The sequence below is a fragment of the Streptomyces sp. NPDC048196 genome (assembly GCF_040652715.1).
In the GTDB taxonomy this organism is placed as follows: Bacteria; Actinomycetota; Actinomycetes; order Streptomycetales; family Streptomycetaceae; genus Streptomyces; species Streptomyces siderophoricus.
On sequence record NZ_JBEZMM010000007.1, the window covers coordinates 111,404 to 135,847 of the forward strand.

General features: G+C 69.0%; 18 protein-coding genes. 12 read left to right on the plus strand and 6 right to left on the minus strand.

Annotation, left to right across the window (positions count from 1 at the left end):
• Positions 1–65: 65 nt before the first annotated feature.
• Complete coding sequence (locus AB0E02_RS11085) at positions 66–1,097, plus strand: alanine racemase (RefSeq protein WP_362137721.1); 1,032 nt, start codon at positions 66–68, stop codon at positions 1,095–1,097.
• Between the two features lie 90 nt (positions 1,098–1,187).
• Here the strand turns inward: AB0E02_RS11085 and AB0E02_RS11090 are convergent, their stop codons facing one another.
• Positions 1,188–2,669 (minus strand): glycosyltransferase 87 family protein, encoded by a 1,482-nt coding sequence (locus tag AB0E02_RS11090; RefSeq protein WP_362137722.1) that lies wholly within the window; start codon positions 2,667–2,669, stop codon positions 1,188–1,190.
• Positions 2,670–2,800: 131 nt separating this feature from the next.
• Positions 2,801–5,224, minus strand: coding sequence for a transglycosylase domain-containing protein (locus tag AB0E02_RS11095; RefSeq protein WP_362137724.1), 2,424 nt, complete (start codon positions 5,222–5,224; stop codon positions 2,801–2,803).
• Between the two features lie 595 nt (positions 5,225–5,819).
• Between AB0E02_RS11095 and AB0E02_RS11100 the strand changes: the two genes are divergently transcribed.
• The 4 genes from AB0E02_RS11100 (at position 5,820) to AB0E02_RS11115 (ending at position 9,650) form a co-directional block, all read left to right on the plus strand.
• Positions 5,820–6,500 (plus strand): PadR family transcriptional regulator, encoded by a 681-nt coding sequence (locus AB0E02_RS11100; protein ID WP_362137725.1) that lies wholly within the window; start codon positions 5,820–5,822, stop codon positions 6,498–6,500.
• Between the two features lie 46 nt (positions 6,501–6,546).
• The gene (locus AB0E02_RS11105; protein WP_362137726.1) at positions 6,547–7,629 is read left to right on the plus strand and encodes an inositol-3-phosphate synthase; all 1,083 of its coding nucleotides are present in this window, start codon (positions 6,547–6,549) and stop codon (positions 7,627–7,629) included.
• A 78-nt stretch (positions 7,630–7,707) separates the two neighbouring features.
• On the plus strand, positions 7,708–8,967 hold the full coding sequence (locus tag AB0E02_RS11110; RefSeq protein WP_362137727.1) for an MFS transporter: 1,260 nt from the start codon (positions 7,708–7,710) through the stop codon (positions 8,965–8,967).
• A gap of 110 nt (positions 8,968–9,077) precedes the next feature.
• A complete protein-coding gene (locus AB0E02_RS11115) occupies positions 9,078–9,650 on the plus strand; it encodes a hypothetical protein (RefSeq protein WP_362137728.1) in 573 nt (190 codons plus the stop codon).
• A gap of 164 nt (positions 9,651–9,814) precedes the next feature.
• Here AB0E02_RS11115 and AB0E02_RS11120 read toward each other — a convergent pair whose 3' ends face one another.
• On the minus strand, positions 9,815–11,293 hold the full coding sequence (locus AB0E02_RS11120; RefSeq protein WP_362137729.1) for a CCA tRNA nucleotidyltransferase: 1,479 nt from the start codon (positions 11,291–11,293) through the stop codon (positions 9,815–9,817).
• Between the two features lie 282 nt (positions 11,294–11,575).
• Here AB0E02_RS11120 and AB0E02_RS11125 point away from each other — a divergent pair, with 282 nt between their 5' ends.
• The 7 genes from AB0E02_RS11125 (at position 11,576) to trxA (ending at position 21,151) form a co-directional block, all read left to right on the plus strand.
• The gene (locus AB0E02_RS11125; RefSeq protein WP_362137730.1) at positions 11,576–13,810 is read left to right on the plus strand and encodes a DUF6049 family protein; all 2,235 of its coding nucleotides are present in this window, start codon (positions 11,576–11,578) and stop codon (positions 13,808–13,810) included.
• A 46-nt stretch (positions 13,811–13,856) separates the two neighbouring features.
• Positions 13,857–16,076 carry a murein biosynthesis integral membrane protein MurJ gene (gene murJ, locus AB0E02_RS11130; protein WP_362137731.1) on the plus strand — a complete coding sequence of 740 codons (2,220 nt, stop codon included), beginning with the start codon at positions 13,857–13,859 and terminating at the stop codon, positions 16,074–16,076.
• A gap of 107 nt (positions 16,077–16,183) precedes the next feature.
• Positions 16,184–17,896: a protein kinase family protein gene (locus tag AB0E02_RS11135; RefSeq protein ID WP_362137732.1), complete on the plus strand. Its 1,713-nt coding sequence runs from the start codon at positions 16,184–16,186 to the stop codon at positions 17,894–17,896.
• 125 nt (positions 17,897–18,021) lie between these two features.
• A complete protein-coding gene (gene sigM, locus AB0E02_RS11140; protein WP_030412268.1) occupies positions 18,022–18,717 on the plus strand; it encodes an RNA polymerase sigma factor SigM in 696 nt (231 codons plus the stop codon).
• The gene (locus AB0E02_RS11145; protein ID WP_362137733.1) at positions 18,714–19,688 is read left to right on the plus strand and encodes a zf-HC2 domain-containing protein; all 975 of its coding nucleotides are present in this window, start codon (positions 18,714–18,716) and stop codon (positions 19,686–19,688) included. The genes sigM and AB0E02_RS11145 overlap by 4 nt, the downstream gene beginning before the upstream one ends.
• A gap of 115 nt (positions 19,689–19,803) precedes the next feature.
• Positions 19,804–20,778: a thioredoxin-disulfide reductase gene (trxB, locus tag AB0E02_RS11150; RefSeq protein ID WP_362137734.1), complete on the plus strand. Its 975-nt coding sequence runs from the start codon at positions 19,804–19,806 to the stop codon at positions 20,776–20,778.
• Positions 20,779–20,824: 46 nt separating this feature from the next.
• Positions 20,825–21,151: a thioredoxin gene (trxA, locus tag AB0E02_RS11155; RefSeq protein WP_360942433.1), complete on the plus strand. Its 327-nt coding sequence runs from the start codon at positions 20,825–20,827 to the stop codon at positions 21,149–21,151.
• Between the two features lie 108 nt (positions 21,152–21,259).
• Here the strand turns inward: trxA and AB0E02_RS11160 are convergent, their stop codons facing one another.
• The 3 genes from AB0E02_RS11160 to AB0E02_RS11170 form a co-directional block, all read right to left on the minus strand.
• Positions 21,260–21,877, minus strand: a complete 618-nt coding sequence (locus tag AB0E02_RS11160) for a GNAT family N-acetyltransferase (RefSeq protein WP_261956695.1) — start codon at positions 21,875–21,877, stop codon at positions 21,260–21,262.
• A gap of 308 nt (positions 21,878–22,185) precedes the next feature.
• A complete protein-coding gene (locus AB0E02_RS11165) occupies positions 22,186–23,298 on the minus strand; it encodes a ParB/RepB/Spo0J family partition protein (protein WP_362137735.1) in 1,113 nt (370 codons plus the stop codon).
• Positions 23,295–24,365, minus strand: coding sequence for an AAA family ATPase (locus AB0E02_RS11170; protein ID WP_362137736.1), 1,071 nt, complete (start codon positions 24,363–24,365; stop codon positions 23,295–23,297). Before AB0E02_RS11170 ends, AB0E02_RS11165 begins: the two co-directional genes overlap by 4 nt.
• Positions 24,366–24,444 lie beyond the last annotated feature (79 nt).

Here is a 24,444-nt window from a genome sequence, read left to right on the forward strand (position 1 = left end):
CCGCTCCACCGCACCGTCCGTACTCCTGACACACCCCAGCCACGAGAAAGGTTCCGGGCTCGGCCATGGCGCTCACCCTCTACGTCGACACCGCGCGCTGGCGGGCGCATCAGCAGAGCGTTCTCCAGCAGTTCCCCGGGCTGGTCCCGGTCTGCAAAGGCAACGGTTACGGCTTCGGCCATGAGCGGCTCGCCGATGAGGCCACCCGCCTGGGTTCCGACATTCTCGCGGTCGGGACGACCTACGAAGCGGCCCACATCAAGGACTACTTCAGTGGGGACCTGCTCGTCCTGACGCCGTTCCGGCACGGCGAGGAGCCGGTGCCGCTGCCCGACCGGGCGATCCGCTCGGTCTCCTCGGTCGAGGGCGTGGGCGGGCTGGTCGGCGCCCGGGTCGTGATCGAGGTCATGAGCAGCATGAAGCGGCACGGCGTCAGGCCGGAGGACCTCCCGAAGCTGGCCACGGCCATCGAGGACGTCCGGCTCGAAGGCTTCGCGATCCACCTGCCGCTGGACCGCGCCGACGGGTCCGACGCCGTCGAGGAGGTCATCGGCTGGATGGACCGGCTGCGGGCCGCCCGCCTCCCGCTGCACACCATGTTCGTCAGCCACCTCAAGGCCGATGAACTCGCCCGTCTCCAGCAGCAGTTCCCGCAGACCCGGTTCCGCGCCCGGATCGGGACCCGGCTCTGGCTCGGCGACCACGAGGCCACCGAGTACCGCGGCTCGGTGCTGGACGTCACCCGGGTCGCCAAGGGCGAGCGCTTCGGCTACCGCCAGCAGAAGGCGGCCTCCGACGGCTACCTGGTAGTGGTGGCCGGCGGCACCTCGCACGGTGTCGGACTGGAGGCGCCCAAGGCACTGCACGGCGTGATGCCGCGCGCCAAGGGAGTCGCCCGGGCCGGCCTGGCGACCGTCAACCGCAACCTCGCGCCGTATCTCTGGGCCGGCAAGCAGCGGTGGTTCGCCGAGCCGCCGCACATGCAGGTTTCGATCCTGTTCGTACCGGCCGACGCGCCGCAGCCGCAGGTCGGCGAGGAGCTGGTGGCCCATCTGCGGCACACCACCACGCAGTACGACCGCCTCGTGGACCGCTGAGCCGCACGCGGACTCCTCGAACGAAGAGAACGGGCCCGGGGCCGCAGATCACCTCTGCGGCCCCGAGCCCGTCGCATGGAGCCGGCCGGTTCAGTCGCGGGCCACACCCCAGCGCACCGGTGGCACCTTCTCGAAGTGCACCGCATGGCGCGGCGGGTGGTACGCCCGCCCGAGCACGAACACATCGGGACTGCGGTCCAGGACACCGCCCGACGGGTCGTCGTCACCATCCCTGCGGACCACGTCGCGCTCCGGCATCAGGATGTCCCGGACGACCAGGGCGCACAGGTAGAGGGTGCCCAGGAGGTGCAGCGCGATGGCCAGCTGGTAGCCCTCAGGCGGCAGCCCCTGGTGCTTGTCGCCGTTGCCGGTGTACGCGAGGTACATCCAGATCCCGAGGAAGTACATGACCTCGCAGGCCTGCCAGACCAGGAAGTCCCGCCAGCGCGGCCGGGCCAGCACGGCCAGCGGGGTCAGCCAGAGGACGTACTGCGGGGAGTAGACCTTGTTGGTGAGGATGAACAGCGCCACGACGAGGAAGGCGAGCTGGGCGAAGCGCGGCCGGCGCGGCGCGCAGAGCGTCAACAGGCCGATGGCGCCGCAGCCCAGGATCATCAGCAGCGTGGCGTAGGTGTTGGCGTTCTCCAGCGGGGCCCCGGTGCGCTGGGAGATCAGCAGCCAGACGGAACCGAAGTCGATGGGCCGCTGCTGGCTGAAGACATAGAACTTCGCCCAGCCCTCGCGGATGTGGAAGCCCGTCGCATCGTGCGTGATCATCACCGGCAGGTTCACCACCAGCCATGACACCACGGCGCCCGCCACCGCCTTGCCGTACGCGCGCCAGGCCCCCGCCCGCCAGCACAGCACCAGCAGCGGCCCCAGCAGGAGCACGGGGTACAGCTTCGCCGCGGTCGCCAGACCGATCAGGACACCGGCGGCCAGCGGGCGGCTGCGGGACCACATCAGCATCCCGGCGGCCGTGAGGGCGATCGCCAGCAGGTCCCAGTTGATGGTGGCGGTGAGCGCGAAGGCGGGCGCCAGCGCCACCAGCAGGCCGTCCCAGGGACGCCGCCGGTGGGTACGGGTCACGCACACCGCGATGACGGCGGCGCAGATCATCAGCATCCCGGCGTTGACCAGCCAGTAGATCTGCTCGCGGAACTGAAGGTCCCCGCCGTGCGGCGTCATCCAGGAGGCGACCTCCATGAAGACACCGGTCAGCACGGGGTATTCCAGATACTCCATGTCGCCGGGCAGCCGGTCGAAGTACGGGATCAGCCCGTCGGCGAAGCCACGGCCGGCGTAGAGATGGGGGATGTCGGAGTAGCAGGCATGGGTGTACTGGCTCGTGGCGCCGAAGAACCAGGCGCCGTTGTAGCAAGGCAGCTTCTGCACCATGCCGAGCGCGAACATCCCGATCGCGACCAGCGCGATGACGCGTACCGGCGTCAGCCAGTTCGTGCCGAGCAGTGCGTGCCGGCCGATGGGCCCTCCGATCAGCTCGCTGCCGGCCGCCGCCACCTCGTCCCGCTTCGTCGGCCGCACCGGCTCGTCCTGTCGCACGCTCGTCATGGGCCCATCCTGCCGTACGAGCAGGGGCAGAACATGGCGAAGCCCCCGCCCGGTCGAGCCGGGCAGGGGCTTCGTCAGCACCTCCGTTTCACGTGAAACATCGCGCTGTTTCACGTGAAACGGTCGCGGGGTCAGCCTTGGGGGCCGCCGAAGATGCCGCCGCCTCCGTTGGTATCCGTGGGATCCGGTGTCGGAGTCGTGCCTCCGGTACTGCCGCCGGGTCCGCCGGTGCCGCCGCCCTTTCCGCCACCGTTGGCGTTACCGCCGGTGTTCCTGCAGGTGGGGTCGAACGGCGAGCAGGTGTCGGTCGGCGAGGGGCTCGGGCTGTCGCTCGGGGGAGCGGACTCGGTGGGCTTGTCCGACGGGGTCGCCGACGGGGTGTCGGACGGCGTGGGCGTCGGCGTCGGGGCCGGCATCCCCGCCTCGTCCGCCTTCTGCCCGACGGGCGTCGCCGGGGGGAAGTCCTCCGGGGTGACACCGTTCATCGCCTGCAGCATGTACTCGGTCCACACCTCGGTGGGCAGAGCGCCACCGTGGATCGAGTCGAAGCCGCCGACACCGTTCATGGACAGCTGACGCGGGTTCTGGGCGTCCTCACGGAACATCGTGATGGCCGTCGAGAGCTGCTTGGTGTAGCCGACGAACCAGGCCGACTTGTTCTCGTCGGTGGTACCGGTCTTGCCCGCGGCCGGCATGTTCAGTCGGCGGGCTGCCTTACCCGTGCCGTTCTGGATGACGTTCTTCAGGACCTTGGTGACGTTGTTGGCGATGTTGGAGTCCATCGCCGTCTCCTGCTTGGGCTTCTCGAAGCCCGGCAGGGGCAGGCCCTGCGACGTCACCTTGGTCACCGAGTACGGCTCCACCTTGGTGCCCGACTCGGCGAACGTCGCATAGGCATCGGCCATGCGGATCGCACTCGGCGTGGAGGTGCCCAGCGCGAACGACGGGTTGAGGTGCTTGTCGAAGCTGGCCTCCGAGATGCCGCAGGCATGCGCCATGTCCCGGACCTTGTCCATGCCGACGTCCATGCCCAGCTGGACGAAGGGTGTGTTGACGGACTGCTCCATCGCCTTAACCAGCGAGATGTAGCCCCAGGGGTGGTTGCTCTCGTTCTCCTGGTAGAAGGGCGAGTTGTCCCGCTTCAGGACAAAGTTGCCTTGTGCGTCCTTCACCTTGAGGTGGTCGTTGCCGTTGTAGAGGCTGTCCGGCGAGAGCCCCTCGGGCCGGGTCTTGGGGACGCCGTACTTCATCGACGCCGCGAGCACGAACGGCTTCCAGGTCGAGCCGACCGGCACACCGAAGGTGTCGGCGTTGTTGCTGAAGTGACCCTTGTCGTAGCCCTCACCGCCGTACAGGGCGACGATCTTGCCGTCTCCCGGCACCACGGATGCGCCACCGAACTGGACGAACTTGTCCTTCTCGCGCTTCTTCGGGTCGATGTAGCGCTTGTCGACCTTCTTGACCGCGTCCTCCAGCTCCCGGGTCTTCTTCTCGTCGAAGGTCGTCCGGATCGTGTAGCCGCCCTTGTCGAACCGGGCCTCGGGGATGTCCGCGTGCCTCAGGACGTACTTCTTGGCGACGTCCATCAGATAGCCGATCTGACCGCTCTTGCTGGCCACCGGCTTCGGCCGAATGGGCTTCGGGAACCGGTCCATCGTGTACTTGTCCCGCTCGGCCTTCGGCAAGAGGCCGTTGGCCACCTCGCGGTCCAGGATCCACGACCAGCGGGCCTTGACGCGCTTGGTGTTCTCCGCCGCCGTCGCACCCGGCCCGGTACCGCCCGCGGGGTCGTAGAGGTTGGCGCCCTTGAGGACGGCCGCGAGGAACGCCCCCTCGTCCGGCGTCAGCTTCCTCGCGTCCTTGCCGTAGTACGCCTGCGCCGCCGCCTGGACGCCGTACGCGCCGCGACCGTAGTAGCTGGTGTTGAGGTAGCCCTGCAGGATCTTGGGCTTGGTCATCTTCCAGCCGACCTTGATCGCGATGAACAGCTCCTTGAACTTGCGGTCAAGGGTCTGCTCCTGGCTCAGCATCGCGTTCTTCACGTACTGCTGCGTGATGGTCGAGCCCCCCTGGGTCTCGCCACCCCGGGCCATGTTCAGCACGGCGCGGGCGATACCCATCGGGTCGACACCGGAGTCCGTCCGGAAGGACGCGTTCTCCGCCGAAATCGCGGCATCCTGCATCGATTTCGGGATCTCGTCTATCGTCACGTTCTGACGGTTCGTCTCACCGTCGCGGGCCATGACCTTGCCGTTGGCCCAGAGATAGACGTTGTTCTGCGACTGGGCCGCTTTGCTCTCATCCGGCACCTGGACCATCGCCAGCGCCACACCTGCCGCGCCGACCATCAGGCCCAGGAAGCCCACACACAGACTGGCGACCTGTTTCCAGGACGGGACGAACCGCCGCCAGCCGATCTTGTTGGCGCGCGGATAGTCGATGAACCGCTTCTTGGCAGGCGGGCCACCGCCGTCCCGACCGCGGCCGCGACCACCCTCGGGGCCACCGCCGCCACCGCCACGACGGCCTCCGCGACCGCCGCCACCGGAACCCATCGCGGCAGTGTCGGGCGCCCGTCGGCGGCTGCCGCGCTGGGCGGCCCTGCGGGCTTCGGCCCGCCCGCCCGGCCTCGGGTCCTGCCCGGGTGGGCCGGAAGGGGGCGTGGGGCCGGCAGCGGAGCCATGCGGAGGGGCGGCACGACGCCCTGCCCCTGACTGCTGTGCGGCGCGTCGGGCCGCGGCACGTCCGCCACTCTGCGGCTGTGGCGGTTTGCGACGGTGCTCGCTCATGGAACGGATACTCCTCGGGCAGGCGCGCTATCTCGTCGCCTGAAGGCGGCAGTTGTCTTCAGGTCCCCCCGATGCGCGGCCCGCCCCTGGGGCGCGAGCCGCACTACACCGAGGACGGGGACGTCTGATATCGGCCCGCGGTTCCCGGCAGTCTGCATGCCGCACAGACTACGCACGGCCAAAACCTGCCCAGTGTTGAAATTCACTCCAAATCAGTCAGGTTGGATGGCACGAATCAGTGATGTGACGCCGTTCACCGTCCCCCCTCTTGTTCCACCCCAGGGCCCGTTCTATCGTCTGGATGTATCGAGTCGATACATCAGGACGGCATAAAGAACGCACCGGGCCGAGGAGGCGGAGGATGAGCAGACGTTCCGGCATCCTTGAGTTCGCCGTCCTCGGCCTGCTCCGTGAATCCCCGATGCACGGCTATGAGCTGCGTAAACGGCTCAATACGTCGCTCGGGGTGTTCCGTGCGTTCAGTTATGGCACCCTCTACCCCTGCCTCAAGGCGCTGGTCGCGAACGGCTGGCTCACCGAAGAGACGGACGGTGGCGCGGAAGGTGTTCCCGCCGCGGCGCTGACCGGGCGGCGGGCCAAGATCGTCTACCGATTGACCGCAGAGGGCAAAGAACACTTCGAAGAACTGCTCGCCCACTCCGGTCCGGATGCGTGGGAGGACGAGCACTTCGGCGTCCGCTTCGCATTTTTCGGCCAGACGTCGCGGGACGTACGGATGCGTGTGCTGGAAGGCCGCCGCAGCCGGCTGGAGGAACGCCTCGAAAAGATGCGGACCTCCTTGGCCCGGTCCCACGAGCGGCTGGACGACTACACCCTCGAACTGCAACGCCACGGCATGGAGTCCGTGGAGCGTGAGGTCCGTTGGCTGAACGGACTGATCGAGAGTGAGCGTGCCGGGCGCGACCAGCGCGCACCGGACCCCGCAGCGCAGAACAAGAAGAACCAGTCAGGAGATACGGGCGGCCTGCCCCGGCACCGGGGTGGATCCCGGCCGGATCCGTCCGATGACACCACCACATGAGGCACTGCGGTGCAGTGCCTCATCGAGAACACAGGGAGCAACCGGAATGGGTTCGGTTCGCGTAGCCATCGTCGGCGTGGGCAACTGCGCCGCCTCGCTGGTACAAGGCGTCGAGTACTACAAGGACGCCGACCCGGACAGCCGCGTGCCCGGCCTCATGCACGTGCAGTTCGGCGACTACCACGTGCGTGACATCGAGTTCGTGGCCGCCTTCGACGTCGACGCCAAGAAGGTCGGCCTCGACCTCGCGGACGCCATCGGCGCGAGCGAGAACAACACCATCAAGATCTGCGACGTGCCGAACGCCGGCGTGCAGGTCCAGCGCGGCCACACCCTCGACGGCCTGGGCAAGTACTACCGCCAGACCATCGAGGAGTCCACCGAGGCTCCGGTGGACATCGTCCAGGTCCTCAAGGACACCCAGGCGGATGTGCTGGTCTGCTACCTCCCGGTGGGCTCCGAGGACGCCGCGAAGTACTACGCCCAGTGCGCCATCGACGCCAAGGTCGCCTTCGTCAACGCCCTCCCGGTCTTCATCGCCGGCACCAAGGAGTGGGCGGACAAGTTCACCGAGGCCGGTGTCCCGATCGTCGGTGACGACATCAAGTCGCAGGTCGGCGCCACCATCACGCACCGTGTGATGGCCAAGCTCTTCGAGGACCGGGGCGTCATCCTGGACCGCACGATGCAGCTGAACGTCGGCGGCAACATGGACTTCAAGAACATGCTGGAGCGGGAGCGGCTGGAGTCGAAGAAGATCTCCAAGACGCAGGCCGTCACCTCCCAGATCCGCGACCGCGAAATGGGCGAGGACAACGTCCACATCGGCCCGTCGGACTTCGTGGCCTGGCTGGACGACCGCAAGTGGGCCTACGTCCGCCTCGAAGGCCGCGCCTTCGGCGACGTTCCGCTCAACCTGGAGTACAAGCTCGAGGTCTGGGACTCCCCGAACTCCGCGGGTGTCATCATCGACGCGCTGCGTGCCGCGAAGATCGCCAAGGACCGCGGCATCGGCGGCCCGATCCTCTCCGCCTCCTCGTACTTCATGAAGTCCCCGCCGGTCCAGTACTTCGACGACGAGGCCCGCGAGAACGTCGAGAAGTTCATCAAGGGTGAGGTCGAGCGCTGAGGCGCCGGTCGCAACCGCCGTTCGCAGGCCCCCGGGTATTCCACCCGGGGGCCTGCGGGCTGTGTGAGGCTGTGCCTCATGCATGCTGTGCGCGCCCTCCGCGTATTACTCCGGCTACGCGACTTCCGCTCGCTGCTCGCCGCACGGCTGCTCTCCCAAGCGGCCGACGGTGTGTACCAGGTAGCGCTCGCCACCTACGTCGTCTTCTCACCGGAGAAGCAGGCCTCGCCCGCGGCCATCGCCTCCGCCATGGCCATCCTGCTGCTCCCGTACTCGCTCCTCGGGCCGTTCACCGGTGTGCTGCTCGACCGCTGGCGACGCCGTCAGGTCCTGCTGTACGGGAATCTGCTGCGGACGCTGCTCGCCATGGCCACCGCAGCGCTGATCGTGTCGAAGGTCCCCGACTGGCTCTTCTACGCCTCGGCCCTGTCGGTGACCGCGGTGAACCGCTTCGTCCTGGCCGGGCTCTCGGCCGCGCTGCCCCGCGTGGTCGACGGTGAACAGCAACTGGTCATGGCCAACTCGCTCGCCCCGACGGCCGGGACGCTCGCCGCGACGGCCGGCGGCGGGCTGGCCTTCGCGGTCCGGCTGGCCGGCCCCGACGTGGATGCGTTCGTCGTGCTGCTCGCCGCGGCCTTCTACTTCCTTTCGGCGCTCACCGCCCTGCGGATGACGCCACAGTTGCTGGGCCCCGACCCGGTGCAGCTCCAACCCGGCCTGGGCGAGGCCCTGTTGAGCACCGTGCGCGGTCTTGGGGCGGGCCTGCGCCATCTCGCCCAGCGGCGTGTGCCGGCCCGGGCCCTGGCCGCGATGACCCTGGTGCGTTTCTGCTACGGGGCGCTGACGGTCATGGTGCTGATGCTGTGCCGGTATTCCTGGTCGGACACCGAGTCCGAGGGACTGGCGCTGCTCGGCATCGCCGTCGTGGTGTCGGGGGCAGGATTCTTCACCGCCGCCCTCGTCACTCCCTGGGCGGTGGGACGGCTCACCGCGTTCGGCTGGATCGCCTGCTGTGCCCTCGGGGGCGCGGTGCTGGTGCCGGCGCTGGGCCTCTTCTTCACCCCGGGGCCGATGCTGGCCGCCGCGTTCGTGCTCGGTCTCGGCACCCAGGGCACCAAGATTTCCACCGACACGGTCGTCCAGTCCTCGGTCGACGACGCCTTCCGCGGGCGCATCTTCGCCCTGTACGACGTGCTCTTCAACGTCGCCTTCGTCGGCGCCGCCGCGGTCGCGGCCCTCATGCTGCCGCCGGACGGCAGATCGGCCGCGCTCATTGGGATGGTGACGGTCCTCTACGCACTGGTCGCCGCGGCGATGGCCCGCTTTCGGCACAGTTAGGCGCCGCCCTCCCCGGCCCGCAGGGAACCGTGTCTGCGGGGGTGCGTCGGGACCCGGTACCTTACGGGCGTCCCACACAAGCCTGTCCACAACAAAATCGGGGGAGTTCCATGACCATGCCGCCACCGGGGCCCAATCCATATGGCCAGGCGCCGTACGGGCAGCAGCCTTACGGCCAGAACCCGTATCCGCAGGCGCCACCGGGTCCCCAGGCCCCGTACGGCCAGCCTCAGGGCGGATACGCCCATCCCCAGCAGCCGCAGGCGCCCTACGGACAGCCCCAGCCCGGGTACCCGGCACAGCCGCAGCAGCCCTATGGCCAGCCCGGCGCTCCCATACCGCCGCCCCGCCCTGCCAAGACCCGTTCCGCCAAGTCGATTCTGCGGGGCATCGGGATCGTCTTCGTCCTGGTCGCCTTCGCGTTCTTCTGGTTCACCAGCCGGGACGACGCCAGCAACGCCGAGGCCGGCGACTGCGTGAAGAAGTCCAGCAGTTCGCTCGACGACGGGCTCGCCGTGGTCGACTGCAGCAGCGGGGAGGCCCAGTACAAGGTGGCCAAGGTGCACGACGGCACCTCGGACCCGACCGTGTGCTCCGCCGGTGAGGACGCCTACATCAAGACGGTGCACCGCCGTCGGCGGGCCGACACGGCCATGGTGCTCTGCCTGACCCCCACGAAGTAGCGCACTCCGTCTCCTGAAGACGGCTCTGGGGCGGTGTTTCACGTGAAACACCGCCCCAGTCGTCTGCGCCACGTTTCACGTGAAACATGGCAGCGGGCCACCGTCCGCCTCGTTTCACGTGAAACATCGCATCGACCCACCGCCGGGCCGTTTCACGTGAAACATCAGCCCTGCTGTGCAGCCCACCAGTCCTTCAGCGCCGCGATCGCCGCATCGCGCTCCATGGGCCCGTGCTCCAGCCGGAACTCCAGCATCTGCTTGTACGCCTTGCCGACCTCGGGCCCCGGCTGCAGACCCAGGATCTCCATGATGTCGTTGCCGTCCAGGTCCGGACGGATCGCATCGAGCTCTTCCTGCTCCTGCAGCCGTGCGATGCGCTCTTCCAGCCCGTCGTAGGCGCGGGACAGCGCACCGGCCTTGCGCTTGTTACGGGTCGTGCAGTCCGAACGCGTCAGCTTGTGCAGCCGCTCCAGCTGCGGCCCGGCGTCCCGGACATAGCGGCGGACCGCCGAGTCGGTCCATTCGCCCGTGCCGTAGCCGTGGAAGCGCAGATGCAGCTCCACCAGCCGCGAGACGTCCTTGATCATGTCGTTGGAGTACTTCAGCGCGGTCATCCGCTTCTTGGTCATCTTCGCGCCCACCACCTCGTGGTGGTGGAAGGAGACCCGGCCGTCCTTCTCGAAGCGGCGCGTCCGCGGCTTGCCGATGTCGTGCAGCAGGGCCGACAGGCGCAGCACCAGATCGGGACCGTCCTCTTCGAGGTCGATCGCCTGCTCCAGCACCGTGAGCGAGTGCTCGTAGACGTCCTTGTGACGGTGATGCTCGTCACTTTCCAGGCGCAGCGCGGGCAGCTCGGGCAGGACCCGGTCCGCGAGGCCGGAGTCGACGAGCAGCCGCAGCCCCTTGCGCGGGTGCGGCGCGAGGATCAGCTTGTTCAGCTCGTCCCGGACCCGCTCCGCGGAGACGATGTCGATGCGGTCGGACATCGCCTTCATCGCGGCGACGACCTCGGGCGCGACCTCGAAGTCCAGCTGAGCGGCGAACCGGGCCGCCCGCATCATCCGCAGCGGATCGTCCGAGAACGAGTCCTCCGGCGCACCCGGCGTCCGCAGCACACGGGCGGCCAGGTCCTCCAGGCCGTTGTGCGGGTCGACGAACTCCTTCTGCGGCAGGAAGACCGCCATCGCATTCACCGTGAAGTCCCGGCGCACCAGGTCGTCCTCGATGGAGTCGCCGTAGGACACCTCGGGCTTGCGGGAGGTGCGGTCGTACGCCTCGGAGCGGTAGGTCGTGACCTCGATGTCGAACGAGTCCTTCTTGCAGCCGACCGTGCCGAAGGCGATGCCGACCTCCCAGAGTGCGTCCGCCCACGGCCGGACGATCTTCAGAACGTCCTCGGGGCGTGCGTCGGTGGTGAAGTCCAGATCGTTGCCGAGCCGGCCGAGCAGTGCATCCCGGACCGAGCCGCCGACCAGGGCAAGTGTGAACCCGGCCTCCTGGAATCGGCGGGCCAGGTCGTCCGCGACGGGGGACACCCGCAGCAGCTCGCTCACGGCGCGGCGCTGCACGTGGTTCAACGCATTCGTCGACTGCGGGGTCCGCTCGGCGTGCGGGGCAGGGAGGTCATTGTTGGCGTTCGGCACAACAGAACAGGGTACGTGGCCGGACCGCGCGAAGCGCCACGTAATAAAGGCGCAGGTAATAAAGGGGACAGGCCGGTCGGGCGGCCGTCCGCTCCGCGATCATGTGGAGCAGTCCGCGGCACTCCCGCCCGGCGGGTCTCGTTACCATTCGTGGACGCACATTCCGACGACCACTGACGACGACGAGGGACGGGCGAGCGCGTGGCCGAGGCGGCAGGGTTCCAGGGGACTGAACGGCCGCGTGGTCGATGGCTGCGCAGGACCGTGACACTCGTCACTGGAGTGCCCCTCCTCGTGGGCCTGCTCCAGACCCCGCACGCCCCCTCCGCCCAGGCCGCCCAGGCCGGGTCGCACACGGTCGACGTGTCCATCGACGCCATGTCGCCGTCGGCCCCCGGCAAGGGCGACACCGTCACCGTCTCCGGCACCCTGACCAACGACAGCAGCAGCACGATCACCGACGCGCACGTCGGCATGCACCGCGGCGATGCGCTGGGCAACCGCAGTTCGATCGAGACGGCCTCCCGTCGCACCGGCTATCTGCCCAGCGTGGACGGCGAGGAGATCAAGGGCCACACGGAGAAGATCGCCAAGCTGGAGGCCGGTGCCAGCCGCCCCTTCAGCCTCAGCGTCCCGGTCAAGGACCTCGATCTCAACGATGACGGCGTGTACCAGATCGGTGTCTCTCTGTCGGGGCACTCCCAGGCCTCGCCGTACGACCAGCTCCTGGGCATCGACCGGACCTTCCTGCCCTGGCAGTCCGCGGATGCCGACAAGAAGACGCAGCTCACCTACATGTGGCCGCTGATCTCGTCCACGCACCTCACCGCGGAGACCGACGCCGACACCCAGCAGACCCCGGTCTTCCGCAATGACGATCTCGCCGCCGAGCTCGCCCCCGGCGGCCGGCTGCAGCAGATGGTCGCGCTCGGCAAGAATCTCCCGGTGACCTTCGTCATCGACCCCGACCTGCTCGCGACCGTCGACGCGATGACCAAGTCGTACCGCGTGAACGGCCCCGACGGCGCCATGGGGAAGAACCAGGCGGTCGCCAAGCAGTGGCTGCACCAGCTCGAAGAGGCGGTCAAGTCGCACCAGGTGGTCGCGCTGCCCTTCGCCGACCCCGATCTGGCCTCGCTGGCCCACCACGGCAAGGGCGTGCCGAGTGCGCTCAGCCACCTCGGGCCGGCTACCGACCTCGCCGACAAGACCGTGGACACGATCCTCGGGGTCAAGCCGCGTACGGACTTCGCCTGGCCCGTCGACGGCGCCCTCGACCGCTCGATCGTCGATGTCGCGACCTCGGCCGGCGCGCACAACGTGATCACCCGCAGCGACAGCCTCCGGGACGCCGGCCGGCTGTCCTACACCCCGACGGCGGCCCGCCCCATCGGCGGCGGCAACACCGCCATCGTGGCGGACGCACAGCTCTCCAGGGCCTTCGAGGGCGACATGTCGAAGGCGACGAACGCCACGCACGCGGTCCAGGAATTCCTCGCCCAGACCCAGATGATCGGCCTCCAGGACCCGGAGCGGCAGCGCAGCGTCGTCGTCGCACCGCAGCGGATGCCGTCGGCCAGCCAGGCGCACGCCATGGCCACCGCCCTGCGTGAGCTGGACGAGTCCGGCCGCTGGACCCAGGCGCAGAACCTCGGCGCCGCGGCCAAGGCCAAGCCCGACCCCGCGGCCACCCGCCAGGTGCCGAGCAGCGCCTCCTACCCGTCCTCGCTGCGCCGGCAGGAACTCCCCACCGACGCGTTCCGGCAGATCCAGGGCACGCAGTCGGCGCTGGAGGACTTCCAGCCGATCCTGGCCCAGCCGGAGCGGGTGGTGACCCCGTTCGGCAACGCGATAATGCGGGAGATGTCGACGCAGTGGCGCGGCGACCGCTCCGGTGCCGCCGGCTTCCGTCACTCCGTGCGCAACTACCTCGACGGTCTGACGACGAAGGTGCACCTGATCCAGAAGTCGGGGGCCACGCTCTCCGGGCGCAGCGCCACGATTCCGGTGACGGTCCAGAACAACCTCTTCCAGGGCGTCAAGGACATGACGCTGCGGCTCACGTCCTCCCAGCCCAACCGGCTCGACGTGGGCAAATCGCAGCAGATCTCGGTGGACGGCGGGCACAGCCAGTCGTTCAAGTTCGACACCACCGCCAACGCCAACGGCCGGGCCTGGGTGACCGCCCAGCTCTACACCTCGGACGGCAAGCCCTACGGTGAGCCCATGACGTTCCAGGTGAACGTCACGGAGATCACCGCCACGGTGATGCTCGTCATCGCGGGCGGCGTGCTGCTGCTCGTGCTCGCCGGCGTACGGATCTACCTCCAGCGCAAGCGGGCGGGCAGCCGGCCCGAGGAGGACGGCCCCGATGACGGCTCCGAAGGCACGGCGGGCACGGACGGCAACGACGGCGGCACGGACGGGGACGAGCCCGAGCAGCCGAGTGACCCCGCGCCGGACACCGGTTCGGAAAAGTCCGAGCCATCCGGCTCAGGTGAGAAAGTGGACCGTTGATAGATGGCGGGGCCGGATGGCCGGCGACTGATGAGGTGGGGCAGCGATGAATGCGCCGTACGACGGTGACCGGGGCCGGGGCGCCAATGGCGACCCCATGGGGCCGGTCCCTCCGACGCCCCCGTTCCCCGCGGATCAGGACCCGTACGTCCGGGACGCCTACCGCAACGACCCGCACCACGCCCAGGACCCGATGGCCCAGGATCCGGTGAACGACGCGCGCTACGACCGCGCCGCGCACCCGCCGCCGTCCCCGGGACAGCCCCCCCAGCCGCTCTATCCGCAGCCCACGCCCGGGCGGCAGGCGCCTGACCCGCAGACCTGGGCCGCACCCCGGACACCCGCCCCGCAGCGCCCGGACCGGGCCGCTCCGTACGGTGACGACGCCGCGACGACGCAGTTCATGGGCGTCGATCCCCTGGCCAACCAGGCCGGCAGCGAGCGTCCGGAGCCCGACGCCTTTGCGCACCTCTACCGGGACCAGCATCCCTACGAACCCCAGCGCTCCGCCCCGGCCGGCCCGCCCGTCGGGGCGCCGGTGACCAGCGCGGTGCCCGGACCTGAGGCCGTTCCGCAGCAGGCCGCGCCGGAGCCGGAGCCCGCTCCCGTGCCGGCGGCCGGCAAGCCCTCCGGCGGCCGGGCCTCCGGCCTGCTCAAGTCCAGTGCGGTGATGGCCGCCGGAACGATGGTGTCCCGCCTGACGGGCTTCGTCCGCTCGGCGCTGATCGTCGCCGCGCTCGGTGGTGCGGTGCTCGGTGACTCCTGGCAGGTCGCCTACCAGCTCCCGACGATGATCTTCATCTTGACCATCGGCGGCGGTCTGAACTCCGTCTTCGTTCCGCAGCTGGTGCGCGCGATGAAGGAGGACGACGACGGCGGCGAGGCCTATGCCAACCGGCTGCTGACCCTGGTCATCGTGGTGCTCGGGGTGCTGACGGTGCTGGCGGTGGTCGCCGCGCCCCTCCTGGTGAAACTGGTCTCGTTCGACATCTCCCGGGACCCGGCGGCCAACGAGGTCGCGGTGGCGTTCACCCGCTACTGCGTCCCCACGATCTTCTTCATGGGCCTGCACGTGGTCATGGGGCAGATCCTCAACGCCCGTGGCCGCTTCGGCGCGATGATGTGGACCCCGGTCCTCAACAACATCGTCATGATCGCCACCTTCGGCCTCTTCATCTGGGTCTACGGCACGGCGAAGACCTCGCACATCGGCGTCACGACCATCCCCGACGAGGGCATCCGCCTGCTCGGCATCGGCACCCTCCTCGGGCTCGTCGTGCAGGCGCTGGCCATGATCCCGTACCTGCGCGACGCCGACTTCAAGCTCCGGCTGCGGTTCGACTGGCGCGGTCACGGCCTGGGCAAGGCCGCCAAGCTCGCCAAGTGGACCGTGCTCTTCGTGCTCGCCAACCAGGCCGGCGTGCTCGTCGTCACCCAGCTCTCCACCTGGGCCGGCAACACCGCCGACCAGCAGGGGCACCCGGGCACCGGCTTCATCTCCTACGCCAGCGCCCAGCTGATCTGGAACATGCCCCAGGCGATCATCACTGTCTCCGTCATGGCGGCGCTGCTGCCGCGGCTGGCCCGGTCCGCGCACGACGGCGACACCGGCGCCGTCCGGGACGACATGTCGCAGGGCCTGCGTACCTCCGCCGTCGCCATCGTCCCGATCGCGTTCGGCTTCCTCTCCCTCGGCGTCCCGCTGTGCACCCTGGTCTACGGCTCGTCCGGCGCCGGCGTCCCGATGGGCTACATGCTGATGGGCTTCGGCATCGGCCTGATCCCGTTCTCGGTGCAGTACGTCGTCCTGCGCGCCTTCTACGCGTACGAGGACACCCGCACCCCCTTCTACAACACGGTGATCGTCGCTGCCGTCAACGCCGCCGCCTCCGGGCTCTGCTTCCTGCTCCTGCCGGCCCGCTGGGCCGTGGTGGGTATGGCGGCCTCCTACGGCCTGGCGTACATCATCGGCGTCGGGGTGGCCTGGCAGCGGCTGAGCAGGCGGATGGACGGTGACCTCGACACGGCGCACGTCGTGCGGACCTACGCGCGGCTGGCCGGCGCCAGCATCCCCGCCACGATCGTCTCCGGCGTCCTGGTGTACGCGATCATGCAGACCCTGGGTAGCGGGTTCATCGGCTCCCTGGCCGCACTGATCGCCGGCGCCGCCGCCCTTCTGGCCGTGTTCTACGTCGCCGCACGCAAAATGCGCATCGAGGAAATGAACGCCCTGGTCGGCATGGTCCGGTCAAAGCTTGGGCGTTGATTGAGCACAACCATCGACTGCCACCGTGTGTCGTGCATAGTGGCGGACTGTGGGCACAATTGTCTTGGCTCATTGAGCCTGCAACGGATGGGGAGGCAGGAACGACGGTGGCGGAACGGAGCACGGCTGCCGTCGACGTGGCCGACACGAGCGGCGAAGAGCCGCTGACCGCCAAGGCGGGCAAGGCCACGGACGACGGTGCTAAGGCCGAGAAGGTATCCGGCAGGGACACGGACGTCGCACGCACCGACGAGACGCGTGCGGCGGACGAGGCCCAGCCACCGGAACTGCACAGCGGCCACAAGCTCGCCAGACGCTACCGCCTCGAAGAGTGCGTCACCCGTCTGGACGGATTCAGCAGCTGGCGTGCGGTCGACGAAAAGCTGCGCCGCGCCGTCGGCGTACACATCCTGCCCGCCGACCATCCGAGGGCCCGGCCGGTGCTCTCCGCGGCCCGTTCCTCGGCGCTGCTCGGCGACCCCCGGTTCGTCCAGGTCCTGGACGCCGTCGAGGAGAACGACCTCGTCTACGTCGTCCATGAGTGGCTTCCGGACGCCACCGAGCTGGCCACCCACCTCGCCAACGGCCCTCTGGAGCCGCACGAGGCGTACCAGCTCGTCAGCCAGGTCTCCCAGGCCATGGCCGCCGCACACCGCGAGGGTCTGGCCCACCTCCGCATCACCCCCAGCTCGGTGCTGCGGACGGAATCCGGGCAGTACCGCATCCGCGGCCTGGCCGTCATGGCCGCGCTCCGCGGCATCACCTGCGAGCACCCGCAGCGCACGGACACCGAGGCGATCGGGGCACTGCTGTACGCCGCGCTCACCCAGCGCTGGCCGTACGAGAACGACGCGCACGGCCTGACCGGGCTGCCGAAGGGCGTCGGACTGATCGCGCCCGACCAGGTGCGCGCCGGTGTCCACCGCGGCCTCTCCGAACTCGCCATGCGCGCGCTGATCAACGACGGCGCCACGGCCTCCCGCCAGGAGCAGCCGTGCACCACGCCCGAGGAGCTGTCCAAGGCGGTCGCGGCGATGCCCCGCATCCGGCCCCCGGAGACCGCGTTCACCACGCCCCCGCCGTACCAGCGCACGGGCTACCAGCAGGGCAGCTACCGGCAGGCGGCATCCCACAACGCCCAGCCCGGCCGGCCGACCCAAGCGATCCCCACGCCGCCGCCCCCGCTCCAGAGCCGTACCGGCCGGGCCCTGAAGTGGTCCGTCTCCGCGCTGCTCATCGCGGCGCTGGGCCTGGGCAGCTGGCAGCTCGCGGACACCTTGCTGAAGCGCGAGAAGGACCAGGACGATCCGGGGAACTCGCAGTCGCAGGGCGGCAGCAAGAAGAAGAAGCCTTCGGGTCCCTTGGCGATCCAAAGTGCCACGGAGTTCTCTCCGCTGGCATCTGCGTTTTCCGGAAACGAGGCGTCGAACACGACGGACGGCAATCCCTCGACGGCATGGGTGACCGGCCGTTTCCAGGGCTGGGCAAATTTCGGGAACCTGCCGGCTCGCAAGGACGGCAGCGGCATCGTCATAGACCTCGGAAGCGCCAAGGACGTCTCCGGCGTAGAGGTCACCATGTACCGTCCGGGCCAGACGGTGGAGGTTCTGGCAGCGGCACCGTCCGCGTCGGCCCCGACGGCGCTCAGTGACTTTTCGCGGCGGCTCTCCAAGCCGGCGAAGGCCGGTGAGAAGCTGACGGTGAAGCTGGACAAGGCCGTCAAGGCACGCTACGTGCTGGTACACATCACCGAGCTGCCGAGCGACGGCGTCTCGGACTGGTTCCGCGGCGGGATCTCCGAGATCAAGGTGACGGGCTGAGCAGCAGCGGGCGAGCGGCCGAAACGGGGCGCTCGCCCGCTGATCAACGCCCCTCGGCACATTTACTTTCCCCACCCGGCGGGCTTCAATGGGACCGAGATCAGGCAGCTACGGCCGGGGGGCCCGTGTCCACCGACAGCGACAAGGCTTCGACACCAACCGACGCCGATCTCCTTGCGCTGCATGTGAAGGGCGACCCCGATGCGTTCGGGGAGATCGTCCGACGCCATCGCGACCGACTCTGGGCGGTGGCGCTGCGCACTCTCGGTGATCGTGAGGAAGCCGCGGACGCCGTACAGGACGCCCTGGTCTCCGCCTACCGCGCGGCCCACACCTTCCGAGGGCAGTCCGCCGTGACGACCTGGCTGCACCGCATCACGGTCAACGCCTGCCTGGACCGGGCCCGTAAGGCCGCCTCCCGGCGCACCTCGCCGGTCGCCGACACCGAGCGGCTGGAGCAGCTCCTCGAACCCGAGGAGTCCGCCGCGATCCCCGCCGAGCGCCAGGACCTGCACCGCGAGCTGCTCCGCGCCCTGCGCACGCTTCCCGAGGAACAGCGCGCCGCCCTGGTCCTCGTCGACATGCAGGGCTACCCCGTCGCCGAGGCAGCCGCGATCCTCGACATCCCGACCGGAACGGTGAAGAGCCGCTGCGCACGCGGCCGTGCCCGCCTCCTCCCCTTGGTCACCCATCTGCGGGCTGACGGCGGGGGTAGCAACCCGGCGAGCGGGGGAAGGAACCGGGCGCAGGGGACATCCGTCCCACCGACGGCAGGACCGAAGGACACAGGTGCCGTGAAGGGCGGAGGTGGGCGAGCGTGACGTCGACGACCGGCACAGGTGAGCACCCGGAGGTCTCGGAGATCTCCGACCTCACAGACGGGCTGCTCTCTCCCTCGCGCAGCGCGGACCTGCGCGCCCACCTTGCCGGCTGCGCGCTGTGCGCGGACGTCTACACCTCCCTGGAGGAGATCCGCCGGATGCTCGGCCGGCTCCCCGGCCCGACGCGCATGCCGACTGAAGTGGCAGGGCGTATCGATGCCGCCCTCGCGGCCGAGGCACTTCTCAACGCCACCGTTCCGGGCTCCGCGACGCATGTTTCACGTGAAACAGCGACCCGCGAAACGGCGGCTCGTGCCACAACGACCCGGGAAGCGACCGCCCGCCCCGCTTCTGTTTCACGTGAAACCGAGCCCGAGGTACCTACCCGCAGCACGCCGATCAGCCGGCCCGCCGGGCGTCCCGCTGGTTCCTCCGGACCGGGCCGACCCACACGCGGCGGCCGGGCCTCCCGGGCGCGTCGCTGGCCGCGGGTGCTGCTCGGCACCGCGGCGGCCGCGGCCGTCCTCAGCGTCGGCGGCCTGCTCCTGCAGAACGCCGCCATGGACGGTACGCAGGCCGGGCCCAGCCAGACCACGGCGACCCCCGAGAAGGGGTCGAGCAGTGCGGCCGGCCTGACCGCCACCAATCTCGGCTCCCACGTCCACGCCCTGCTGGCGACCAAGGGCTCGCACAAATCGCCGGGCATCGGTGCCCGCAGCTCTCCTGAGACCCCACTGCGGGGTAGCGCCGACACCGTCCCGTCCTGCGTCCGCCACGGCATCGGCCGCCCGGAGGCCCCGATCGCCTCCAGCCACACCCGCTACCAGGGCAAGGACGCGTTTCTGGTCGTTCTGCCGGACCCGGCGGACGCCAAGCGCGTCTCGGCGTATGTGGTCTCGTCCTCCTGTATCTCCGCCACGCCGCCGGCGCCCGGAAAGGTCCTGCTGGCGCACTCGTACCCGCGAGATTGAAACGACGAGTAGTGCGCTGTGACACTCCGGGAATGCACGCACCGTAGGATCCGTTGGGTGGGGTGAGAGTTCCGAGAGCCCCAGCAAGCAGTCGGCAGAGACAAGGAAGACACCCGTGAGCGACGTCCGCAACGTGATCATCATCGGCTCCGGGCCCGCGGGCTACACCGCAGCGCTCTACACCGCCCGCGCGTCCCTGAAGCCGCTGGTCTTCGAAGGTGCCGTCACCGCCGGAGGCGCGCTGATGAACACCACCGACGTGGAGAACTTCCCCGGTTTCCGCGACGGCATCATGGGGCCGGACCTCATGGACAACATGCGCGCCCAGGCCGAGCGCTTCGGCGCCGAGCTGGTGCCCGACGACATCGTCTCGGTCGACCTCAGCGAGGACATCAAGACGGTCACCGACACCGCCGGCAATGTGCACCGCGCGAAGGCGATCATCGTCAGCACCGGCTCGCAGCACCGCAAGCTCGGTCTGCCCCGTGAGGACGAGCTCTCCGGTCGTGGCGTGTCCTGGTGCGCCACCTGCGACGGGTTCTTCTTCAAGGACCAGGACATCGCCGTCATCGGTGGCGGCGACACCGCGATGGAGGAGGCCACCTTCCTCTCGCGGTTCGCCAAGTCGGTCACGGTCGTCCACCGCCGCGACACCCTTCGGGCCAGCAAGGCGATGCAGGAGCGTGCCTTCGCCGACCCGAAGATCAAGTTCGTCTGGGACAGCGAGGTCGCCGAGATCCACGGCGAGAGCAAGCTCTCCGGCCTGACCCTGCGCAATCTCAAGAGCGGCGAGACCTCGGAGCTCCCCGTCACCGGTCTCTTCATCGCGATCGGCCACGACCCGCGCACCGAGCTCTTCAAGGGCCAGCTGAACCTCGACGACGAGGGCTACCTCAAGGTCGACGCGCCCAGCACCCGCACCAACCTGACGGGCGTCTTCGCGGCCGGCGACGTGGTCGACCACACCTACCGCCAGGCGATCACCGCGGCCGGCACGGGCTGCTCCGCCGCACTCGACGCCGAGCGGTACCTCGCGGCGCTGGCGGACGGGGAGTCGACCCCCGAGCCCGAGAAGACCCCCGCCGCCTGACCCGCGGCCCCAGCTTTCCCACCACCCACCCAATAAGGAGATTGCCATGGCCGGCGCCACGGTGACCGTCACGGACGCCAACTTCGAAGAGGTCGTCCTCAAGAGCGACAAGCCCGTCCTCGTGGACTTCTGGGCCACCTGGTGCGGCCCGTGCCGCCAGGTCGCCCCGTCCCTGGAGGCCATTGCCGCGGAGCACGACGAGATCGTCATCGCCAAGCTGAACACCGACGAGAACCCGGCGACCACCGCCAAGTACGGCGTCATGTCGATCCCGACGATGAACGTCTACAAGGACGGCGAGGTCGTGAAGACCATCGTCGGGGCCAAGCCGAAGGCCGCGATCGAGCGCGACCTGGCGGACTTCCTCGCCTGAGTCAGCTCATCGTCTGTTTCACGTGAAACGGGCCCGTTCCTCGTCGAGGCCGGGCCCGTTCTCCGTTTCACGTGAAACAGAGCTCGGTTTCACGTGAAACATCGTGCGCTACAACGGCCGCAGGGCGGGCTCTTTCTGGACGGCGCCCAGCAGACGGTCGAGCGCCATCTCCACATCTTCCTTCCACGAGATCGTGGTCCTCAGCTCAAGGCGCAGCCGAGGAAAGCGGGGGTGGGGGCGTACGGTCTTGAAGCCCACCGCAAGGAGATGGTTGGCGGGGAGCACACAGGCCGGCTCGGTCCAGCGGGCATCGCCGAACGCCTCGATCGCCTTGAACCCGCGCTGGGTGAGGTCCTTGGCGACCGTCTGGACCATGACCCGTCCCAGCCCCTGGCCCTGGTATCCAGGCATCAGCCATGCGGTGAGCAGTTGCACCGCGTCCGGCGATACGGGACTGGTCGGGAAGGCGGTCGAGCGCGGCACATAGGCCGGCGGGGCGTACATCACAAACCCCACCGGGACCTCATCGACATAGACGACCCGCCCGCAGGATCCCCACTCCAGCAGTACCGCCGAGATCCAGGCTTCCTTCTCCAGCTCGGGACGTCCCGCCTTTACCGCGGCCTCGCCGCTGACGGGGTCGAGCTCCCAGAAGACGCAGGAGCGGCAGCGCTTGGGGAGATCCGGAAGGTTGTCCAGCGTGAGCGGTACGAGCCGACGGCCCATGGAACCAGGTCCTCACTTCTCTCGCCTGCCGCACCACGCAGTGCCGTCAGCACGGCCGGCTCCCTGAGCAGACCTCCAACGAACCCTCCGACGGCTGCCAGGCCGAAGCCCGCTGCCAGTAGTCCGGTGCGGCTCACCGATCGCATGGCCCTCTCCTCGATGTGAGGCGTCTCCACGTGGATGCGTGCCATACCCGAACGCATCGTATCCACCCTTTACGGGCACGGGTAGCGCGAGAGAGCAAAGGGCGGACCGTGTTCCGGTATGGACTCCGGAACACGGCCCGCCCTGGAGCCGTGGGCGTCAGCTCACTGCTCTTCGCCGGTCTCCTCGTCGTTCTCCTCGGCCAGCGACTGGCCCAGGACGGGACCTTCGCCCGGGGCGAGGGTGCCGAGGATGCGCTCCAGATCGTCCATCGAGGCGAACTCGACGACGATCTTTCCCTTCTTCTGGCCCAGGTCGACCTTCACCCGGGTTTCGAAGCGGTCGGAGAGCCGGGAGGCGAGTCCGGTGAGCGCGGGGGAGACCCGAGTGCCCGCGCGGGGACCCTTCGCCTTGTTCGGGCTCGTGGGGGTCGATCCCATGAGCGTCACGATCTCCTCGACCGAACGCACCGACAGCCCCTCGGCGACGATGCGGCGCGCAAGGTGGTCCTGCTCCTCCGAGTCCTCCACGGAGAGCAGTGCCCGGGCATGACCCGCTGAGAGCACTCCCGCGGCCAGCCGCTTCTGCACGGACGGGGAGAGCTTCAGCAGGCGCAGCGTGTTGGAGACCTGCGGACGCGAGCGCCCGATCCGGTCGGCCAGCTCGTCATGCGTGCACTGGAAGTCCTTGAGCAGCTGGTCATAGGCGGCTGCCTCTTCCAGCGGGTTGAGCTGAGCTCGGTGCAGGTTCTCCAGCAGCGCGTCGAGGAGGAGCTTCTCGTCCTCCGTCGCCCGCACGATCGCCGGAATCTTCTCCAGCCCCGCCGCACGGCAGGCCCGCCAGCGGCGCTCCCCCATGATGAGCTCGTACCGTCCGGGCTCGGTCTGACGGACCACCACCGGCTGGAGCAGGCCCACCTCCTTGATGGAGGTGATCAGTTCGGCGAGAGCGTCCTCGTCGAAGACCTCTCTCGGCTGGCGCGGGTTCGGGGTGATGGCATCGAGCGGCACCTCCGCGAAGTGCGCACCCGCTACTTCCGATACGCCGTCCGCCGACGGCTCCGCCGCTGCCGGTGCTTCCGTTTCACGTGAAACACCGTGCGTCGGCAGCGAGGTCACCTTGGCGGCGGCCACCCCTCGCTCCGGCGTCAGGACCGGCACGGACGAGGGTGATGTCGCTCCCTGCCCCACCGCGGGCCCGGCATGGTCCGTGCTCTGCGGTGCCGCGGGGATCAGCGCCCCGAGCCCACGGCCCAGGCCTCTACGTCGTTCGCTCACTGAGTCCCCTCCGAGATGCTGTGCTGTCCTTCATAGGTGACGCTGAGGCCCTGGCCCCCGGTCTGCGGGGCCCCACGCAGCGCGATCTCCCGAGCCGCTTCGAGATACGAAAGCGAACCACTGGATCCGGGATCATAGGTGAGCACTGTCTGCCCATAGCTGGGTGCCTCGGAGATCCGCACGGAGCGGGGGATGCTGGTACGAAGCACCTCGTGACCGAAGTGGTTACGGACCTCGTCGGCGACCTGGGAGGCCAGCCGGGTGCGTCCGTCGTACATGGTCAGCAGAATCGTCGAGACATGGAGCTGCGGGTTGAGGTGACCCCGCACCAGGTCGACGTTCCGCAGCAGCTGCCCCAGCCCCTCCAGTGCGTAGTACTCGCACTGAATCGGGATCAGCACCTCGGCCCCCGCGACCAACGCATTGACCGTCAGCAGGCCGAGCGAGGGCGGGCAGTCGATGAAGATGTAGTCGAGCGGCTGCTCATACGCCTTGATGGCCCTGTCCAGCCGGCTTTCCCGGGCTACCAGCGAGACCAGCTCGATCTCGGCGCCGGCCAGGTCGATCGTGGCGGGCGCACAGAACAGCCCCTCCACATCCACGACCGGCTGCACCACATCGGAGAGTGGCTTGCTGTCCACCAGCACGTCATAGATGGAGGGCACTTCGGCGTGATGGTCGATCCCCAGCGCCGTCGACGCATTGCCCTGGGGGTCGAGGTCGATGACCAGAACACGTGCTCCGTGCAGGGCCAGGGAGGCCGCCAGGTTCACGGTGGTCGTGGTCTTACCGACCCCGCCCTTCTGGTTGGCAACGACCATGACCCGGGTCTGTTCGGGCCGGGGAAGCCCCTCGCCCGCGCGGCCGAGTGCCTCTACCGCCAGCTGAGCTGCACGACCGATCGGGGTGTCGTCCATCGGGGGCGGCGTTTCACGTGAAACGTCGTCCCCGAACGACTCGCTACGGGGACCGGGGACCGGATCGGTCATCGGTCCCGCGATGTTGGCGTCGGACCGCAAGGATTCACTCTCCTCGACATCAGGCTCGCAATGGACAGAGCCTGCCATGCTTTCGGCGTCGTGAACCAGTGAGGTCCGTTCTCCTGTGGACAAACCCACGTCTGTGGATACTTCCGTTACCCGTGTG

Excerpts from the sequence above, each read along its gene's own strand:
- AB0E02_RS11085 (WP_362137721.1), top strand. The coding sequence starts at position 66 with ATGGCGCTCACCCTCTACGTCGACACCGCGCGCTGGCGGGCGCATCAG.
- AB0E02_RS11090 (WP_362137722.1), bottom strand. The coding sequence starts at position 2,669 with ATGACGAGCGTGCGACAGGACGAGCCGGTGCGGCCGACGAAGCGGGAC.
- AB0E02_RS11095 (WP_362137724.1), bottom strand. The coding sequence starts at position 5,224 with ATGGGTTCCGGTGGCGGCGGTCGCGGAGGCCGTCGTGGCGGTGGCGGC.
- AB0E02_RS11100 (WP_362137725.1), top strand. The coding sequence starts at position 5,820 with ATGAGCAGACGTTCCGGCATCCTTGAGTTCGCCGTCCTCGGCCTGCTC.
- AB0E02_RS11105 (WP_362137726.1), top strand. The coding sequence starts at position 6,547 with ATGGGTTCGGTTCGCGTAGCCATCGTCGGCGTGGGCAACTGCGCCGCC.
- AB0E02_RS11110 (WP_362137727.1), top strand. The coding sequence starts at position 7,708 with ATGCATGCTGTGCGCGCCCTCCGCGTATTACTCCGGCTACGCGACTTC.
- AB0E02_RS11115 (WP_362137728.1), top strand. The coding sequence starts at position 9,078 with ATGACCATGCCGCCACCGGGGCCCAATCCATATGGCCAGGCGCCGTAC.
- murJ (WP_362137731.1), top strand. The coding sequence starts at position 13,857 with ATGAATGCGCCGTACGACGGTGACCGGGGCCGGGGCGCCAATGGCGAC.
- trxA (WP_360942433.1), top strand. The coding sequence starts at position 20,825 with ATGGCCGGCGCCACGGTGACCGTCACGGACGCCAACTTCGAAGAGGTC.
- AB0E02_RS11160 (WP_261956695.1), bottom strand. The coding sequence starts at position 21,877 with ATGGGCCGTCGGCTCGTACCGCTCACGCTGGACAACCTTCCGGATCTC.
- AB0E02_RS11170 (WP_362137736.1), bottom strand. The coding sequence starts at position 24,365 with ATGGCAGGCTCTGTCCATTGCGAGCCTGATGTCGAGGAGAGTGAATCC.